The organism is Amycolatopsis dendrobii, from assembly GCF_014145675.1.
Taxonomy (GTDB): Bacteria; Actinomycetota; Actinomycetes; order Mycobacteriales; family Pseudonocardiaceae; genus Amycolatopsis; species Amycolatopsis dendrobii.
Window position 1 is genome coordinate 134,881 of record NZ_JACGZW010000011.1, and the last position, 16,945, is coordinate 151,825.

General features: G+C 68.9%; 17 protein-coding genes. 12 read left to right on the forward strand and 5 right to left on the reverse strand.

The features are described from left to right. The first annotated feature begins 7 nt into the window (after positions 1-7). Positions 8-886 carry an SRPBCC family protein gene (locus tag H4281_RS31135; RefSeq protein ID WP_182894464.1) on the forward strand — a complete coding sequence of 293 codons (879 nt, stop codon included), beginning with the start codon at positions 8-10 and terminating at the stop codon, positions 884-886. Between the two features lie 44 nt (positions 887-930). Here H4281_RS31135 and H4281_RS31140 read toward each other — a convergent pair whose 3' ends face one another. Beyond that, positions 931-1,749: a GNAT family N-acetyltransferase gene (locus H4281_RS31140; RefSeq protein WP_237598045.1), complete on the reverse strand. Its 819-nt coding sequence runs from the start codon at positions 1,747-1,749 to the stop codon at positions 931-933. 83 nt (positions 1,750-1,832) lie between these two features. Between H4281_RS31140 and H4281_RS31145 the strand changes: the two genes are divergently transcribed. Genes H4281_RS31145 through H4281_RS31155 form a run of 3 tightly spaced genes read left to right on the forward strand, consistent with a single transcriptional unit; the run spans position 1,833 to position 5,249 of the window. Next, positions 1,833-3,377, forward strand: a complete 1,545-nt coding sequence (locus H4281_RS31145) for a hypothetical protein (RefSeq protein WP_182894466.1) — start codon at positions 1,833-1,835, stop codon at positions 3,375-3,377. Between the two features lie 14 nt (positions 3,378-3,391). After that, entirely contained in the window at positions 3,392-5,029 is a 1,638-nt protein-coding gene (locus H4281_RS31150) for an acyl-CoA carboxylase subunit beta (RefSeq protein ID WP_182894467.1), read from the forward strand. Between the two features lie 7 nt (positions 5,030-5,036). After that, positions 5,037-5,249 (forward strand): acyl-CoA carboxylase epsilon subunit, encoded by a 213-nt coding sequence (locus H4281_RS31155; protein ID WP_182894468.1) that lies wholly within the window; start codon positions 5,037-5,039, stop codon positions 5,247-5,249. Positions 5,250-5,312: 63 nt separating this feature from the next. On the opposite strand, the gene H4281_RS31160 is transcribed toward H4281_RS31155, so the two are convergent. Both H4281_RS31160 and H4281_RS31165 read right to left on the reverse strand, forming a co-directional pair. Further along, positions 5,313-5,717 carry a hypothetical protein gene (locus H4281_RS31160; protein ID WP_067589789.1) on the reverse strand — a complete coding sequence of 135 codons (405 nt, stop codon included), beginning with the start codon at positions 5,715-5,717 and terminating at the stop codon, positions 5,313-5,315. Positions 5,718-5,729: 12 nt separating this feature from the next. Beyond that, a complete protein-coding gene (locus H4281_RS31165) occupies positions 5,730-6,341 on the reverse strand; it encodes a TetR/AcrR family transcriptional regulator (RefSeq protein ID WP_182894469.1) in 612 nt (203 codons plus the stop codon). Between the two features lie 73 nt (positions 6,342-6,414). Here H4281_RS31165 and H4281_RS31170 point away from each other — a divergent pair, with 73 nt between their 5' ends. Continuing rightward, positions 6,415-7,716 carry an MFS transporter gene (locus H4281_RS31170; RefSeq protein WP_182894470.1) on the forward strand — a complete coding sequence of 434 codons (1,302 nt, stop codon included), beginning with the start codon at positions 6,415-6,417 and terminating at the stop codon, positions 7,714-7,716. Here the strand turns inward: H4281_RS31170 and H4281_RS31175 are convergent. Continuing rightward, on the reverse strand, positions 7,706-8,422 hold the full coding sequence (locus H4281_RS31175; RefSeq protein WP_182894471.1) for a tyrosine-protein phosphatase: 717 nt from the start codon (positions 8,420-8,422) through the stop codon (positions 7,706-7,708). The two genes, H4281_RS31170 and H4281_RS31175, sit on opposite strands and share 11 nt — an antisense overlap. A 257-nt stretch (positions 8,423-8,679) precedes the next feature. On the opposite strand from H4281_RS31175, the gene H4281_RS31180 reads away from it, so the two are divergent. The 4 genes from H4281_RS31180 (at position 8,680) to H4281_RS31195 (ending at position 13,321) form a co-directional block, all read left to right on the forward strand. Beyond that, entirely contained in the window at positions 8,680-9,288 is a 609-nt protein-coding gene (locus H4281_RS31180; protein WP_182894472.1) for a PadR family transcriptional regulator, read from the forward strand. Continuing rightward, positions 9,269-10,888 (forward strand): DHA2 family efflux MFS transporter permease subunit, encoded by a 1,620-nt coding sequence (locus H4281_RS31185; RefSeq protein ID WP_182894473.1) that lies wholly within the window; start codon positions 9,269-9,271, stop codon positions 10,886-10,888. The genes H4281_RS31180 and H4281_RS31185 overlap by 20 nt, the downstream gene beginning before the upstream one ends. 371 nt (positions 10,889-11,259) lie before the next feature. Next, on the forward strand, positions 11,260-11,871 hold the full coding sequence (locus tag H4281_RS31190; protein WP_182894474.1) for a Maf family protein: 612 nt from the start codon (positions 11,260-11,262) through the stop codon (positions 11,869-11,871). Positions 11,872-11,974: 103 nt separating this feature from the next. Further along, positions 11,975-13,321 carry a dicarboxylate/amino acid:cation symporter gene (locus H4281_RS31195; protein ID WP_182894475.1) on the forward strand — a complete coding sequence of 449 codons (1,347 nt, stop codon included), beginning with the start codon at positions 11,975-11,977 and terminating at the stop codon, positions 13,319-13,321. 42 nt (positions 13,322-13,363) lie between these two features. Here the strand turns inward: H4281_RS31195 and H4281_RS31200 are convergent, their stop codons facing one another. After that, positions 13,364-14,083: a hypothetical protein gene (locus tag H4281_RS31200; RefSeq protein WP_182894476.1), complete on the reverse strand. Its 720-nt coding sequence runs from the start codon at positions 14,081-14,083 to the stop codon at positions 13,364-13,366. A gap of 50 nt (positions 14,084-14,133) precedes the next feature. Here H4281_RS31200 and H4281_RS31205 point away from each other — a divergent pair, with 50 nt between their 5' ends. The 3 genes from H4281_RS31205 (at position 14,134) to H4281_RS31215 (ending at position 16,943) form a co-directional block, all read left to right on the forward strand. Then, positions 14,134-14,433, forward strand: coding sequence for an SAV_915 family protein (locus H4281_RS31205; protein ID WP_182894477.1), 300 nt, complete (start codon positions 14,134-14,136; stop codon positions 14,431-14,433). Between the two features lie 101 nt (positions 14,434-14,534). Beyond that, the gene (locus tag H4281_RS31210; RefSeq protein ID WP_182894478.1) at positions 14,535-16,328 is read left to right on the forward strand and encodes an acetyl/propionyl/methylcrotonyl-CoA carboxylase subunit alpha; all 1,794 of its coding nucleotides are present in this window, start codon (positions 14,535-14,537) and stop codon (positions 16,326-16,328) included. Positions 16,329-16,382: 54 nt separating this feature from the next. Further along, on the forward strand, positions 16,383-16,943 hold the full coding sequence (locus H4281_RS31215; protein WP_182894479.1) for a DUF1707 SHOCT-like domain-containing protein: 561 nt from the start codon (positions 16,383-16,385) through the stop codon (positions 16,941-16,943). The last annotated feature ends 2 nt before the right edge of the window (positions 16,944-16,945 follow it).

Sequence of the window (16,945 nt, forward strand, 5' to 3'; positions counted from 1 at the left end):
TACGGGCATGGCGATCCTGCGAACCACTCCTGCCGGGCGACCGAGCGTCACCCTCGAACGGACCTTGGCCCATCCGCCGGAGAAGGTGTGGCGCGCGGTCACCTCGCCGGAAGAACTGGCGCACTGGTTCCCCGCCGCGGTCACGCTGCCGGACGCCCCCGCGCCGGGCGGGAAAATCACGTTCACCTTCACCGAAACCGGGGACGTCAGCGAGGGCGAGATCGTCGGCTACCAGCCGCCGGAGGTCTTCGAGTTCACCTGGAACTCGGACCTGATCCGGATCGAGGTGTCCGCCGAGGGCACGGGCAGCAAGCTCGCCTTCACGCACGTCTTCAACCGCGGCGAACCGGACATCGCCTTGCTCGGCGCGGGACGGCACGTCACCGGCTGGGTCGCCTGCCTGGATTCCCTCGAAGCCACGCTGGACGGCCGGACGCCGGAGCTGCCGACCGACTGGCACGCGCGGATGGTGCGCTACGTCGAGGAATTCGGCCTGGAAAACGGCGAAGTCCTGGACGACGGGACGATCCGCTTCCGCCGCGACCTGGTCTGGCCGCCTGCCGAGGATGTCTGGAATCGGTTGCCGCAGCCGGAAGACGGGGCGGAGGTGCTGGAGTCGCGATCGCCGGAAGTGCTCGCCTACACCTGGCTGCACGACGGGAAACCGGCCGGGCGCGTGCAGTGGGAAGTGACCGCGGATCCGCTGGACGGCGTGCGGGTGGAGCTGACGCAGACCGTTCCGGCGGAGCTTGCCGATCAGCTGCCGGACTTGCTGACCGCACGGCATGAGCAGCTGAACGCGTTGTTCGCCGGGACGTTCAAGGTGGAGCTGGAGCCGTGGGGCGAGAAGGGGCGGGCAGCGGTTCGGCGGCGGTACAGCTCGTGAGTGTCTATGCCGGTTCTAACCGGGATTAGCACTCACGACACCCCCTACCCCAGCGCAGTGTTGTACGGCGAAAACCGCACCTCCGCAGGTCCCGGCAATGCTTTCCCTCCCAGCACCAGCCGCGGCGCCGGACCGTGCACCGCCAGCCCGCGCGCCTCGCACCACGCCGACAGCTCCGGAAAGCGGTGGTCGACCGCGAGCCGGAGATCGCCGGACGTGGTGCGAGCGATGCCGCGGATCAGCGCACGGGCCTGGTCCTCGTCCGCCGCCACCACCGGACCGATCACCAGCACCCCGGCTTGCGCGGTGCCGAGCGCGTAACCGTCGTCGGTCACGTGGACGTGCTCGGCCTCGAACAGCATGCGGTTCAACAACTCCCGCCGCGCGAAGCCTTGCGACGCACTGTCCAATTCGTACACTCGCGCCACGTCCGCCGGACCGATCGGCCGCGACGCCGGGCCGCCGTCGTCAGTGAACCGGCCGCGATGGTCGTTGCAGCCGCCGTCGAACTCGAAGCCCATCGATTCGTACAGCGGACGCGCGTTTTCCGTGGTGTGCAAGGACACCACCGCGTCACCGGCCTCGCCGAGCGCCTCCGCCATCACCCGACGGCCGAGCCCCTGCCGCGCGAACCGTTCCGCCACGACGACCATCGACACCGACGCGGTCGGCCCGGTCCGGGTCAGCACCGCCGCCGCGGCGAGACCGCCGTCCGGGGCGTCGATGCCGAATCCGCGGCCGACCTCCAGCAGCATCGCCCATTTCCGATCCTCGCGCGGCCACCCGCGATCGGTTCCGAGGTCGAGGCAAGCGGACAGATCGGCGGGCCCGAGCGAGCGGACCGAGGCGTCGGCGAGCAGCACGCTGCCCACCCTAGGCCCGAGAACGCCGCCGATGGCCAGGCCGACGCCGAAAATTCAACTGACGCCCGGCATAGGCTTTGCTGGTGACCGACTCCGAAGTGCTGACCGTCCAGCAGGTTCTCGGCGACGGCCGGTTCGCCGAAGTCGGCGAGATGCGGCTGACCGAAACCGATCCCAGCGGAACTTACGTAGCCGTCGGGGGTTCGCTGGGATCTCCGCAGTGGGCCGGGCACAGCGTGATGAGTTCGTCCGAGCCGACCGCCTGGAACCGCGTCGGCGTCTACCGTGCCGACACGCTCGAATGCGTTCACCTCGTGAGCCTGCATTGGCCGGTCAATGCGCTGGCGTTCCATCCGGAGCTGCCAATCCTGGCCATCGGCTCCGGGTCCTACGACGGCGGTTACTTCTATGAGGGCGAGCTGACCATCCTCGACCTCGAATCCGGCCGCGCGACCTCTTTGCTGCACGACCGTCGTGAGGTCACCGAACTTCGCTGGCGGAATCACCACACTCTCGAAGCGAAAATTTCGGTGCTCAACGAGGACGACGAGGAAGACCTCGGGTCCCCCACCATGGCCGCCACGATCACCGTGCCGGACTGGCGAGCCGTGAAGGCGCGTTCGCTGCGGGTCGACGGCCCCGCGACGACACCGGCCGTAACACCAGTCTCGAGGGAAAGGACCCGGCGGCAGGTATGGGCGGTCGCCGCACTGAGCGACGGACGGATTCTCGCCAGTCTCGAGCACGTCGCCGCGGAGTGCTGGTCGGCCGACGGCGAACGCGAATGGTCCGTGCCCGCCTCGGGCGTCGGCTGCCAGCTCTTCGTCGACCGAGAGGAGGACACCGCCGTCCTCGCCACCTGGTCTGGCTGGAACGAATCCACCTCGATCGTCGAACGCGTCCGGCTGGCCGATGGGCAGGTCGAACCGCTCCGGACCTTCGACCATCCTGTTGTGCTCACCACCGACGCGACCGGACAGCTCGCGATCCGTCCCCATTCCGGCCCCACCGAGGTTCTGTCCCCGGAAAGCCGCTTCGACCTCGGCGACTACGACCTGTTCAACCATTTCTTCGACATCCGCCGAGCCCCGGCGCTGGTGTTCCTGCAAGGCATGGGCCCGCGAGCGCATGAAGACAAATGGGTCGTCGCCTTCGATCCGGCACGGCGGCGAACCGAGCGTTTGTTCCCGCTGGAATGGGACGCCGCCCAAGGCAGGCACCTCTTCGGCGGCCCCGGCATGTTCGTCGACGGCGCGCTCGTCCACGCCACCGCGATCCACCACGGAGCAGGGCTCCTGCCTGGCAACTCCTGCGTCGTCCGCCGCTCGTACCCGGACGGAAAAGCCAGCTGGGTGCACCACGCCGACCACCAGGTCACCGCGATGGACACCATCGGGTACACCGTCTACGTCGCGTACAACTCCGGCGAGATCGTCGCGCTCGACGCCACGGACGGCCACGAACTCGGACGGCAACACCTGCAGGTCAACGGCCACTCCGTCGTCCCGCTTTCGCTCAGCGCGGCTGGCCCGGATCGACTCGTCATCGGCACGCTGGACGGCCGCGTGCTGGTCTGCGAAACAGCAAGGAGAGAGTCCTACGCCACACGCGCGGCAACCGCGCAGTAGCTAAGCTCCGCCACATGAGCAGTGCGACGCAGCCGCTCGGGACGCCGCCCGAGGGAGAACCGGACATCCACACCACGGCCGGCAAGCTCGCGGATCTCTATCGCCGCTACGACGAGGCCGTGCACGCCGGTTCGGCGCGCGCGATCGAAAAACAGCACGCCAAGGGCAAGAAAACTGCCCGCGAGCGGATCGATCTGCTGCTCGACGAGGGCTCGTTCGTCGAACTGGACGAGCTGGCGCGGCACCGCTCCACGAACTTCGGGCTGGAGAAGAACCGCCCGTACGGCGACGGCGTCGTCACCGGCTACGGCACCGTCGACGGGCGTCCGGTGTGCGTGTTCAGCCAAGACGTCACGGTGTTCGGCGGCGCGCTCGGCGAGGTCTACGGCGAGAAGATCGTCAAGGTGATGGACCTGGCGATCAAGACCGGCCGTCCGATCATCGGCATCAACGAGGGCGGCGGCGCGCGGATCCAGGAGGGCGTCGTCTCGCTCGGCCTGTACGGCGAGATCTTCCGCCGCAACACCATGGCCTCCGGCGTAATCCCGCAGATCTCGCTGATCATGGGCGCGAACGCGGGCGGGCACGTCTACTCCCCCGCGCTCACCGATTTCGTCGTGATGGTGGACGAGACGTCGCAGATGTTCATCACCGGACCGGACGTCGTGAAGACGGTGACCGGCGAGGACGTCACCTTCGAGGAACTCGGCGGCGGGCGCACGCACAACACCAAGTCGGGCGTCGCGCACTACCTCGGTTCCGACGACGAGGACGCCATCGCCTACGTCAAGGAACTGCTCTCCTACCTGCCGCAGAACAACCTGTCCGAGCCGCCGGAGTTCGACGCGAACCAGCCGCCGGCCGGGTTCTTCGAGAACGTCACCGACACCGACCGCGAACTCGACACGCTCATCCCGGACTCGCCGAACACGCCCTACGACATGCACGAGGTCGTCACCCGTGTGCTCGACGACGGCGAATTCCTCGAAGTGCACGAACTGTTCGCGCCCAACATCCTGGTCGGGTTCGGCCGGGTCGACGGGCAGAGCGTCGGCGTCGTCGCGAACCAGCCGACGCAGTTCGCCGGCTGCCTCGACATCGACGCGTCCGAGAAGGCCGCCCGGTTCGTGCGGACCTGCGACGCGTTCAACATCCCGGTTCTGACCTTTGTGGACGTTCCCGGCTTCCTCCCCGGCACCGACCAGGAGTGGAACGGCATCATCCGCCGCGGCGCGAAGCTGATCTACGCGTACGCGGAAGCGACCGTCCCGCTGATCACGGTGATCACGCGCAAGGCGTACGGCGGCGCGTACGACGTGATGGGCTCCAAGCACCTCGGCGCGGACGTCAACCTTGCCTGGCCCACCGCGCAGGTCGCGGTGATGGGCGCGCAGGGCGCGGCGAACATCGTGCACCGCAAGACGCTGGCCAACGCGGCCGCCGAGGGCAAGGACGTCGACGCACTGCGCGCCGATCTGATCCAGGAGTACGAGGACACGCTGCTCAACCCGTACGCGGCGGCCGAACGCGGCTACGTCGACTCGGTGATCGTGCCCGCGCACACGCGCGGCCACATCGCCAAGGCGCTGAACCTGCTGCGTACCAAGCGCGAATCGCTGCCGCCCAAGAAGCACGGCAACATCCCCCTGTGAGGCCGCGATGACGGACACTCCCCTGCTCCGCGTAGTCCGCGGCAACCCGGACGACGCCGAACTCGCCGCGCTCACCGCGGTGGTCGCCACTGCCGCGGCCGCGTCGGCACCCGCTCCTCCACGGCGCCGTACGTCGTGGTGGGGCGACCGGGCGGCCGCGGTGCACGCGCCGGTGGCAGCTGGCGACGGAGCTTGGCGCGCTTCGTCGTTGCCTCGCTGAAGTTCTCGTGAGTGTTGGCGCCGGTTCTAACCGGTGCCGGCACTCACGACCACCTACGCGGCTTCAACGCCCGCGCTGAGCCCAATCCGGCGCGTCCGCACCCGCGTGCGCCAGCAGTTCCTCCCGGGTGATCGACCCCAACGGCCCAACGCCCCGTAGCAGCAGGTAATCGCCCGCGTCGGCCTGATCGTGCTCGATCTCGACGTCCTCGGCGTGGTAGCTGTCCGTCCAGACGATCCGGACCTGGCAGCCGCCGTTCTGGGTGAGCGCGTGCACCTGCTGGACGGTCGCGAGCCGCGCCATCGGTTCCGATTCCCATTGCTGCTGCAGGAATCGCCAGCGCGAGGCCTGTTCGGCCGCGCGCAACCGCTGATCGAGCCCGCCGGCCCGGTCCCGGAAAACCCAGAGAATCCCGGCCACGACCGCGGCGGCGACAGCCAGCCCGACCAGCCACAAGACCGTTCCCATGTCTCCAGGAGCCTACCCGGGCGGATGCTCCCGGAGGAATCGCTCGACCAGGCCATCTGTGAACTCCGGCGGCACCGGCGCGCCGGTGACCAGCACGCGGTAGTGGATCGGCCCGACCAGCTGCTCGACCGCGCTGTCCAGGTCGACGTCCGACGGCAGTTCGCCACGGGCGACGGCACGTTCGAGCGGCAATCGGTCGCGCACGTGCTGGGCTCGAAGATGCACCTCGCGCAGATGCCGCGCCAGGTCCGGGTCGTGCTGGGCCTGACCGAGCAGCGTGCGGAAGACCGCGCCGGCGTCGGCCGTGGTCAAGAAGGACGCGATCGCGGCGAGGTGCGCGCAGAGGTCCTTGCGCAGATCGCCGGAGTCGGGCGGGGAGAGTTCCTCGACGAGGTCGTCGCCGAGCGCTTCGAGCAGGATGTCCACTTTGGACGGCCACCAGCGGTAGACGGTCTGCTTCCCTACTCCTGCCTTGGCCGCAATGCCCTCCATCGTCAGCCGGGCGAAACCGACCTCCACCAGCAGGTCGTCGACCGCGTGCAGCACCGCGCGGCGCGCGTTCTCGCTGCGGCCGTATCGGTTCCCGTGATGCCGGCGCTGGCCGGGCTCAGTGACGTCGCCCACGTGCGGAAGTCTAGCCAAGACGCAACGTCTCGTCTAGCGTTACGAGCACCAGCTCACTAGGGGGTTCTCAGTCATGTGTTCCGCGTGCGGGGTGCCGACGCACCAACCCGAATCCGGGGTCGCCGCAGCCCCGCGCAAATTCGCGGCGCTGTACAACAAGGATTGCCGTCCGTATCTCATCGGCACCGGCCTGGCGATGATGGCCGACAACATCGAACACGTCATCACCTACTGGGTGCTGTGGGAGAAGTTCCAGTCGCCCGCGCTGACCGGGTTCGAGGTGATCAGCCACTGGGTGCCGTTCCTGCTGTTCTCGGTCTACTTCGGCGGCCTCGCCGACCGGCACGACTGCCGCCGGATCATCCAGGCCGCGCAGGCGCTGTTCATGGCGGTGTCCGTGGCGTGGGGCGTCCTGATCGTCACCGACACGCTCGAGGTGTGGAATGCCTGCGTACTGCTGATTTTGCACGGCTGCGCGGGCGCGATCTGGGGCCCGGGCGAACAGCTGATGCTGCACGATTTCGTCGGCCCAGCCGAATTGCCGAGCGCGGTCCGGCTCAACGCCACCTTCCGCAGCCTGGGCATTCTCTTCGGCCCGGTCGTCGGTTCGGCACTGCTGCTCGGGCTCGGTCCGGTGGCGGGCATTTTCGCGAACGTCGCGTTCTACCTGCCGCTGACCGTGTTCCTGTTCCGCACCAAGTTCACCGGACACACCCGAGACGGCGGAATCGTCCGCAGGCCACGGGTCGGGCTGATGGATTCGGTGCGGATCCTGAAGGAAATCAGCGGGAATCCGACGATGGTCGGGATGATCATCCTCGCCGGGCTCGGCGCGTTCTTCGTCGGCGCTTCAATGCAGAGTTCGATGCCGATCTTCGCCCAGGACCTCGGCGCGGGCAGCGCCGGAACCGCGTACGGCGTGCTGCTGTTCGCCAACGGCGCGGGCGGCGTGATCGGCGGGATCCTGCTGGAAGCGACCGGAAAGATCAAACCGAACGTGCCCGCGGCGGTGATCAGCACAGCGATCTACGGGCTCTCGAGCCTGTTCTTCGCGCTGACCGCCAGCTACCCGATCGCCGTGGCACTGCTGGTGATCGGCGGCGTGGCGAACCTGGCGTCGATGTCGATCGGCCAGACCGTCGTGCAGCTGCTGGCGAAACCCGAGGAACGCGGCCGGGTGATCGGCGTGTACAGCGTGTCCGCCAACGGCCTTCGCGCCGGCAGCGGATTCACCGTGGGGCTGCTCGGATCCGCGGTCGGGGTGCACTGGTCGCTGGGCATCAGCGCGGCCGCGCTCACCGTCGGGACCGGCATCGCCGGGTGGTATTCGCTGGGCAGCCGCCGGGCCCGGCAGCTGCACCAGGTCACCGACTGAGCCGGGCCCGAAGCCGGTCTACCTCGTCCGCGGCCATTCCGGCGCGGACGAGGTAATCGCGGACGTCGAAGCCGTCAAGGGTAGCCAGGACGGCTTCGCGAAGGGTGGTCTGACGGCGGGCCAAAGCTGCTTCGAGCAGTGCGGTTTGATCTTCGACGCCTAGCGCCCGGTACAGCGGCAGCACGGCTTCGGTCGAGAGGGCGTAGTCGGCGGCGATGGTTTCCGGGTCGACGTCGGCGAGGGCGAGCAGGAGGAGGGAGATGAGGCCGGTGCGGTCTCGTCCGGACGTGCAGTGGAAGAGCACGCCGCCTTCCGCTCGGGCCAGCGTCTTCAGGACGGTTGCGCAGCGTTCTGCTTTGCGGTCAAGGAAAACGCGGTAGTACAGCGGGGTGCCATCGAGTTGCTCGTCGGCGATGTACTGCCAGAACTCGGTGTCTCCGACGTCGTCCAGCGGGACTTCGAGGCGCGTCATTCCGGACGGCACGACGGCGGCGTAGGTGCTGACCTCGGCGGGGTTTCGCAGGTCGACAATGGTGCGGAGGCCGGATTCTCGCGCGCTGGCCCAGCCCGCGCCGGTGACGAAGCGGAGGCTGGCGGACCGGTAGAACCGCGCCGGATCGGTGCGGCCGCCGGATCGGGTCGGGAGACCGCCGAGGTCTCTGGTGTTGAAGAAGCCTTCCCACGCCACTGCCCGGTTCTCGCCCATCAGCCGATCCTGGCCCGGGTCTCCCGCTGCGGGCAACCAGCCCGCTGAGGGCCGCGAAAGGGCCGTCGAACAGGCGATCGCCGGTTTTTGTCGGTGGCCGTGGTTACGCTCTCCCCATCTCGCAGCACCCATCACCGTCAGCGACAAGCTGCTCACCAGCGCAGATCACACTGGACCGCCGCTTGTTCCACACCGTATAGTCCATGTGGAATAACCCACGTGGGGTCACTCGATCGGATCTTCTGGAGGAGTACGTCATGGTCGCGGCCAAGCTCACGGCACTGGGCGTCGCCGTGCTCGAGCTGCTGCACGAGCGGCCGATGCACCCGTACGAAATGGCCCAGCTCATGCGGGAACGGCACGTCGAGAACCGCGTGAAGCTCAAGGCAGGCTCGCTCTATCACACGGTGGACCGGTTGCAGCGCAACGGTTTCGTCGACGTGGTCGAGACGCAGCGAGACGGCAAACGGCCGGAGCGCACGGTGTACGCCATGACGGCCGCGGGCAAAGACGCCTTCCAGGAACGAGCCCGGCAAATGCTGGGCGACGTGGTGCCGGACTACAGCGACGTGCTCAGCGGGCTCGCCGTGATCGACGATCTCGGACGCGATGTGGCGCTGCTCGAACTGGAGCACCGGATCACCCGGCTGCGCGCGGCCGTGGCCTCCGATGAAGTGATCATCGAGCGGCTGGAATCCGACGGCACCCCCGAAATCTACTGGCTCGACTTCCGGTTCAGCGTGGCGCAGCGGAAGTTCGAGCTCGCATGGATCGAGCAGCTGTTCGCGGACCTCGACAGCGGCCGGATCCCTTTCCAGGACAACAAACTCAAGCTCAAGGAAAACCATGAACGCAAGACCGGTTAACCCGTGGGCCGCGCTCAGCGCGCTCTGCATCGGGTTCTTCATGATCCTGCTGGACACCACGATCGTGTCCATCGCGGTGCCCGCCATGCTGCAGCATCTCGGCGCCGGGCTGAACTCCGTGGTGTGGGTAATCAGCGTCTACCTGCTCACCTACGCCGTGCCGATGCTGTTCACCAGCCGCCTCGGCGACCGCTTCGGCCCGAAGCGCGTGTTCGTCGCCGGGCTTGTCGTGTTCACCGCTTCGTCGCTGTGGTGCGGGCTGTCCGGCAACGTCGAAATGCTGATCGCCGCCCGTGCGGTGCAAGGCATCGGCGCCGCACTGATGACGCCGCAGACGCTGGCGTTCATCAGCCACCTGTTCCCGCCCGCGAAGCGCGGCGCGGCGATGGGCGCGTGGGGCGGCGTGGCCGGCCTGGCCACGATCACCGGCCCGCTGCTGGGCGGCGTGCTGGTGCAGCACCTCGGCTGGGAGTGGATCTTCTACGTGAACGTGCCGATCGGCGTGGTCGCCATCGCACTGACGCTGTGGCTGGTGCCGGACTGGCAGCCCAAGCACTCGCACTCGTTCGATCTGATCGGCATCCTGCTGTCCGCGGCCGGATTGTTCTGCGTCGTCTTCGGTGTCCAAAATGGACAGCAGTACGACTGGGGCACGGTATTCGGCGGCATCACCGTCTTCGAAATCATCGGGGCTGGCGTGGTGCTGCTGATCGCCTTCGTGCTGTGGCAGCACTACAACCGCCGTGAACCGCTGGTCCCGCTTCAGGTGTTCGCGAACCGCAACTTCTCCGCGGGCACCCTCACCGCGACGACTGTCGGCTTCACGATGACCGGCATGTTCCTGCCGCTGATCATCTACATCCAGACGGTGCTCGGCCTGTCCCCCACGATGGCCGGCCTGCTCACCGCCCCGATGTCGTTGCTGTCCGGCGTGATCGCACCCTTCGTCGGCCGAGCTTCGGACAAAATCAACGGCAAGTACCTGGTGATGGGCGGCCTGGCCCTGCTGGCCGCGGGCGTCGGCATCATCGCGCTGCAAGCCCGCCCGGACACGAGCCCGTGGGCATTGATCCCGGCTCTGCTGGTGTGCGGCCTTGGCGTCGGCTGCATCTTCTCGCCGATGAGCAACCTGACGATGGCGTCGGTGGAACCGCGGCTCACCGGTACCGCCTCGGGCATCTTCAATACCGCCCGCCAGGTAGGCGGTGTCCTGGGCAGCGCCGCGATCGGCGTGCTCCTGCAAGCGAGGATCAGCGCCTCGATCACGAGCGAGGCGGCCACCGCCGCCGCGCAACTGCCGGAGCAGTACCGCGCCCCTTTCACCGAGGGCATCGCCCACGCCGCGGCGTCCACCGGCGAATTCGGCTCCTCCGGCGGCCCAGCGGCGATCCCGGGGCTCCCGGCGGACCTCGCCGCACAAGCGGGCCGCCTCGCCGGCGAGGTCGTCCACAATGGACTCACCGACGCCGCCCGCGCGACCCTGATCCTGCCGATCGCGGTGCTGATCCTGGGAGTCCTGTCAGCAGCGGCTTTGCGCCGGGTGTCGCCCCGGCCGCACACGCCCGCGCCGACCGCCCCTACGCCTGAGCCAGCCCGATGAACGACTGATCGCGACGGCCCCGGCTGACAGCGACCCAGCCGGGGCACGGCAGGCGACGAGAGCCGAGCGACTCGCCTCCCGTCACAGCAATGTTGCGACGGGAGGCGAATCCGCCGCGGCGGTCTCCGCATCCGCGAGGCCTCCCGGCGCAGAAATCCCGGCCCGCCAGGCATCTTCCTCGCTTTGAAGCCACCGAGCCGGCCTCCCGGCGCAAGCCTGCGCCGGGAGTCTGACTCGATGCCAGACCTCGCCCACGGCTCGCAGACCCTGGCCGCGACGCCCACTCCGCCCGCATCACCGTCTCAACGCGCCGCCCAACCTTCCCGGGGCACAACCGCGCGCCGCACCCAACCCAGGTAGCGTTCGAGACCGTGCGTCTAGTCCTCGCGTCCCAGTCCCCCGCCCGCCTCGCCGTCCTGCGCAGTGCCGGTCTAGACCCGGCCGTCGTCGTGTCCGGTGTCGACGAGGACGCTGTCGCCGCGGCCCTCACCGACCCCGAACCCGCCGAGCTCGTCTCAGCTCTCGCCAAGGCCAAGGCCAACGCCGTCGTCGAGATGGTTTCCGAGCCTGATGCCGTCATCGTCGCGTGCGATTCCATGCTTTCCATCGGCGGCGAGATGGTCGGCAAGCCCGCTACCGCCGAGGTCGCGAAGCAGCGGTGGGCTCGGATGGCGGGCGGGTCCGGCGTCCTGCTCACCGGGCACGCTGTGGTCCGGCTCGACGGCGGGCAGCGCACCAAGGAAGCCTCCGGCACCCGCTCCACCACCGTGCACTTCGCCAACCCCAGCCAGGCCGAGATCGACGCCTACGTCGCCACCGGCGAACCGCTGCACGTCGCGGGGGCCTTCACGCTCGACGCGCTCGGCGGGTGGTTCGTCGAGGGCGTCGAAGGGGACCCGTCGAGCGTCATCGGGATCAGTCTTCCGCTGCTGCGCCAGCTGCTCGCCGAGGTGGGCGTCAGCGTGACCGAAATGTGGAACTAGTTCACATATTGGGACGATGTGTCACTCGGACGAGTGATCGGGGAAAGTCGACGCTGGCCCGCACCCGGGTCAGCGGAAACTCTCGACCTCTCTGGGGTGGCACATGTCCTTCGTCAGGACGTACACCAAGCCGCGCGTGTTCGCCGCGGCCGTGCTCGGCTCGCTTGTCGTGGGCGCCGGCCTCGGCGTCATCGCACGGACGACTGAAGCCGGCTGGCTGACCGACACCCTCGACCACATCGGCACGATCTTCACCACGCTGCTGCAGATCGCGGTGATCCCGCTGGTCTTCACCGCGATCGTGGTCGGCATCAACAGCCTCCGCGGCCTCGGCGGCGGCCGCACCGCCGCGCGGCTCGGCGGCAAGACCGTGCTGTGGTTCGCGATCACCTCGTTCATCGCCTCGCTGATCGGGATCGCGATCGGCAAACTGTTCAACCCCGGCTCCGGCGGACTCGGCGAGGGCGTCGCGGCCACCGCGAAGAACGCCGACAAAGCCGCGAAGAGCATGAGCCACTGGGGTTCCTGGGACGCCTTCATCAAGGGCCTGCTCCCGGAGAACTTCTTCTCCGCCTTCGCCGAGGGCAGCACGCTCCAGGTGCTGTTCCTCGCCGTCGTGATCGGCGCCGCCGCCTACAGCCTCGGCGACAAGGCGAAGCCGTTCGTCGACTTCACCACGAGCGTCTTCGAAATCATCCAGCGCTACCTCGGCTGGATCGTGCGCCTCGCGCCCATCGGCATCATCGGGCTGATCGGCGCCGCCGTCTCCAACTACGGCGACGCGCTGTTCCGCCCGCTGCTCTCGACCACGATCGCGGTCTACGTCGGCTGCCTGCTGATCCTGTTCGTCGTCTACCCGATCCTGCTGCAGTTCGTCGCGAAGGTGAACCCGCTGACGTTCTTCGCCAAGGCGGGCACCGCGATCCAGTTCGCGTTCGCTTCGCAGTCGAGTTCGGCCACGCTGCCGCTGACCCGGCAGTCCGCGGTCAATCTCGGCGTCGACCCCGGGTACGCCGCGTTTGCCACCCCGCTCGCCAGTGCGACCAAAATGGACGGTTGCGCCGCCGTGTTCCCCGCGATCGGCGCGATCTTCATCGCCAACCTCGCCGGGGTGCCGCTGAGCTTCGGCCAGTACGTCGGCATCGTGGTCGTCGCCGTGGTCGGCGCGCTGGCCACCGCGGGAACCACCGGCTGGCTGACCGCGCTGACCCTGACCACCGCGTTCATCGGGCTCGACGCCAAGCAGGTCGCACTCGGCATCGCGCTGATCTACTCGGTGAACCCGATCATGGACATGATGCGCACCGCCACGAACGTCGCGGGCCAGATCGTGGTCCCGACGATCGTCGCGCGCAGCGAAGGCCTGCTCGACGAAGAAATCCTCCACACCCAGACCGTTCGGCCGGACCACCGCGACGAGGGCGCCGCCGCCCGGCCCGCCACGGCCTGAGGCCTGGCGAGTGGCGATGCCGGTTCTCACCGGCATCGCCACTCACGAGTTGCCGGAACAGCGCCGCAGCTGGGATTTCTTCAGTTCGACGTCCGGCCAGCCCCGGAAATCCGACGGCGCGGTGACGGTGCTCGTGCAGCCCATCACTTCGCCGTCGAGTTCGTACACCTCCGCCACCACCGGAGCCGCCTGGCAACGTGGCGTGCCGGACACCGCCTTCGGGCATTCGTGCCGGACGACGATCACGTCCGCACGGCCGTCCTGGCTCACGTCGTAGAGCGACAGCGAACCGGCGTCAGAGAAATACGGCTTGCCGTAGTCGCGCCACACGCCGCCGGACTCGGTGAGCAGTTCGCCGTACGAACCGCCAGCCGCGTCGCCGCGGATCAGGCACGCGGCGGTCGACCCGTCGATGCAGCGCAGGGAATTCGCCGTCAGCTTCGCACCCAGGTTCGTGATCGCCAGTTCGAACGGCTGCTGCCCGACCTGGACCCGGCCCGATCCGCCCGCGGCGTCTGTCAGCAACACGACCGGGGTACCGCCGACGCTCACCGCGGCCAGTTGCTGGCACGGACCGTTTCCGCAGGTCGAGGACGGCGCTTCCACCGGAGCCGCGGCGGGCTCGCGCGGCGTCATGGTCACCGCGCCGTCCGGCTTCGGGCGCAACGCGACGACCACGACGAGCGCCGCCGCCGTGACCACCGCCGCGAGAACGGCGGTGAGCAGCGCGGATCGCGGGACGCGCTTCGGCCAAGTCCGCATATCCGAGACTGTAAGCGACCTTGCGCACCGTGTCCGTCTATGTTGTCGGAGTGACGAACCCCAATTTGCCCCCGGCCCTTTATCTGCCGACCGGCCCCACCGGCCCGACCACCGACGGCCAGACCGGAGCCAACGTCGAACTGCGCCGCACCCCGGACGGCCGCACCGCGCTGGTCGCGTTCACCGCGCTGGACCGGCTCGTCGACTGCTGCGGCGAACACCAGCCGTGGATCCTGGTCAACACCGAAAACCTGGCGCTGGTGCACCAGGTCAACCCCTACGACGTCATCGTGCTCGACTCCGAACTACCGGCACAACTGCGGCATCAGGCTCCCGCCGGACGGGTATAAACAGGACCGAACCGGGTGGTCCACCTCTCAATCCAGGCCCGATCCTGGTCCGTAGACTCCCGGTTGACCAGCAGCGCGGCGACGGGCACGGGAGGTATGTGGTGAGCGAGCAGGACACCGCGAGCACAGGCGGTCCGGTGACCAAGGTCCTGGTCGCGAACCGGGGCGAGATCGCGGTTCGCGTGATCCGGGCCGCGAAGGACGCCGGCTTGCAGAGCGTGGCCGTGTACGCGGACCCGGACCGCGACGCTCCGCACGTGCGTCTCGCCGACGAGGCGTTCGCCCTCGGCGGGAACACCGCGGCCGAGAGCTACCTCGCGATCGACAAGATCCTCGACGCCGCCAAGCGGTCCGGCGCCGATTCGGTCCACCCCGGTTACGGCTTCCTCTCCGAGAACGCCGAGTTCGCCCAGGCCGTCCTCGACGCGGGCCTGACCTGGATCGGGCCGAGCCCGCAGTCGATCCGCGACCTCGGCGACAAGGTGACCGCGCGGCACATCGCGATGCGCGCGGGCGCGCCGCTGGTGCCCGGCACCAAGGAGCCGGTGAAGGACGCCGACGAGATCATCGCGTTCGCCGACGAGCACGGCCTGCCGGTCGCGATCAAGGCGGCGTTCGGCGGCGGCGGCCGCGGCCTGAAGGTCGCCCGTACGCGTGAGGAAATCCCCGAACTGTTCGAGTCCGCGACGCGCGAGGCGGTGGCCGCGTTCGGCCGCGGCGAATGCTTCGTGGAGCGCTACCTGGACAAGCCGCGGCACGTCGAGGCGCAGGTGCTGGCCGACCAGCACGGCAACGCGATCGTCGTCGGCACCCGCGACTGCTCGCTGCAGCGCCGCCACCAGAAGCTGGTGGAAGAGGCCCCCGCGCCGTACCTGTCCGACGACCAGCGCGCCCGGATCCACGAGTCGGCCAAGGCCATCTGCAAGGAGGCCGGCTACTACGGCGCGGGCACCGTCGAGTACCTCGTCGCGGTCGACGGCACCATTTCCTTCCTCGAGGTGAACACCCGGCTGCAGGTCGAGCACCCGGTCTCGGAGGAGACCACCGGCCTCGACCTGGTCCGCGAGATGTTCCGCATCGCGCGCGGCGAGAAGCTCCGGATCACCGAGGACCCGACGCCGCGCGGCCACTCGATCGAGTTCCGCATCAACGGCGAGGACGCCGGCCGCGGCTTCCTGCCCGCGCCGGGCACGGTCACCAAGTTCGTCGCCCCGTCCGGTCCGGGCGTGCGCGTCGATTCCGGCGTCGAATCCGGCAGCGTGATCGGCGGCCAGTTCGACTCGATGCTCGCCAAGCTGATCGTCACCGGTTCGGACCGGGCGAACGCGCTGGAGCGCAGCCGTCGCGCGCTGGCCGAGTTCGAGGTCGAGGGCATGGCGACGGTGCTGCCGTTCGATCGCGTGATCGTGAACGACCCGGCCTTCATCGGCGACGAGAACGGGTTCAGCGTGCACACCCGCTGGATCGAGACCGAATTCGACAACCAGATCGAGCCGTTCGTCGCGCCGGACATCGAGGCCGAGGAAGAGGCACCGCGGCAGAACGTCGTGGTCGAGGTCGGCGGACGCCGGCTCGAGGTGTCGCTGCCGGGCGGGTTCGCCCTCGAAGGCGGCGGCGCGCCCGCGGCGACGAAAGCCAAGCCGCGCAAGCGAGCGGGCGGCGCGAAGGCAGCGGTGAGCGGCGACGCGGTCACCGCGCCGATGCAGGGCACCATCGTCAAGATCGCGGTCGAGGAAGGCCAGCACGTCGAGGCGGGCGAGCTGATCGTGGTGCTCGAGGCGATGAAGATGGAAAACCCGGTAACCGCACACAAAGCGGGCACCGTCACCGGGCTTTCGGTCGAGATCGGCTCCGCGGTCACGCAGGGAACGCAACTCTTGGAGCTCAAGGACTGAAGTTGTGCTGAATGTCGTGGGTGCCGCGCGCTCGCGCGGCCTACCATCGACTACGTGACTGAGGTTCCGTCTCCGCAGCTGCGGATCAGCGACCAGGAGCGAGAGTCCGCGCTGCATGCGCTCGGCGAGCACATGAGCGCGGGGCGGATCGACATCGACGAGTTCGGCGAACGTTCCGCCCGGATCACCGCGGCCAAGACGCGGGGCGAACTGGGCGAGTTGTTCACCGACCTTCCGGTGCCGCATCCGGTGTTCGGCGCGGGCGCGACCGCCGCGCCGGAACCGGCCGCGGTGCCACCGCCGATGCCCGTGCCGCAGCCCGCGGCGTCCGGCGAGGTCGCCGCGCGGCAGCCGGAGTGGTCGGCAGGGCAACGCGCCGTCGCCGCGCTGGTCCCGCTGGTGTGGATCGCGGCGATCGCCCTGATCGCCACCGGCACCGCGGGATGGCCGGTGATCTTCGCGCCGATCGCGCTCACCGCGGTCGGCCGCGCGCTCTGGGGCAAGGGTTTCGAGCACCACGACCATCACCACCACCACGACCGGCACCGGGAACGCCGCGAGGAGTTCCGCGCGATGCGCGACGAGCACCGGCGGCAGCGCCGGCTGGACCGCTGAGG

Excerpts from the sequence above, each read along its gene's own strand:
- H4281_RS31175 (WP_182894471.1), bottom strand. The coding sequence starts at position 8,422 with ATGGGCGAGAACCGGGCAGTGGCGTGGGAAGGCTTCTTCAACACCAGA.
- H4281_RS31135 (WP_182894464.1), top strand. The coding sequence starts at position 8 with ATGGCGATCCTGCGAACCACTCCTGCCGGGCGACCGAGCGTCACCCTC.
- H4281_RS31170 (WP_182894470.1), top strand. The coding sequence starts at position 6,415 with ATGTGTTCCGCGTGCGGGGTGCCGACGCACCAACCCGAATCCGGGGTC.
- H4281_RS31200 (WP_182894476.1), bottom strand. The coding sequence starts at position 14,083 with ATGCGGACTTGGCCGAAGCGCGTCCCGCGATCCGCGCTGCTCACCGCC.
- H4281_RS31180 (WP_182894472.1), top strand. The coding sequence starts at position 8,680 with ATGGTCGCGGCCAAGCTCACGGCACTGGGCGTCGCCGTGCTCGAGCTG.
- H4281_RS31160 (WP_067589789.1), bottom strand. The coding sequence starts at position 5,717 with ATGGGAACGGTCTTGTGGCTGGTCGGGCTGGCTGTCGCCGCCGCGGTC.
- H4281_RS31195 (WP_182894475.1), top strand. The coding sequence starts at position 11,975 with ATGTCCTTCGTCAGGACGTACACCAAGCCGCGCGTGTTCGCCGCGGCC.
- H4281_RS31150 (WP_182894467.1), top strand. The coding sequence starts at position 3,392 with ATGAGCAGTGCGACGCAGCCGCTCGGGACGCCGCCCGAGGGAGAACCG.
- H4281_RS31155 (WP_182894468.1), top strand. The coding sequence starts at position 5,037 with ATGACGGACACTCCCCTGCTCCGCGTAGTCCGCGGCAACCCGGACGAC.
- H4281_RS31185 (WP_182894473.1), top strand. The coding sequence starts at position 9,269 with ATGAACGCAAGACCGGTTAACCCGTGGGCCGCGCTCAGCGCGCTCTGC.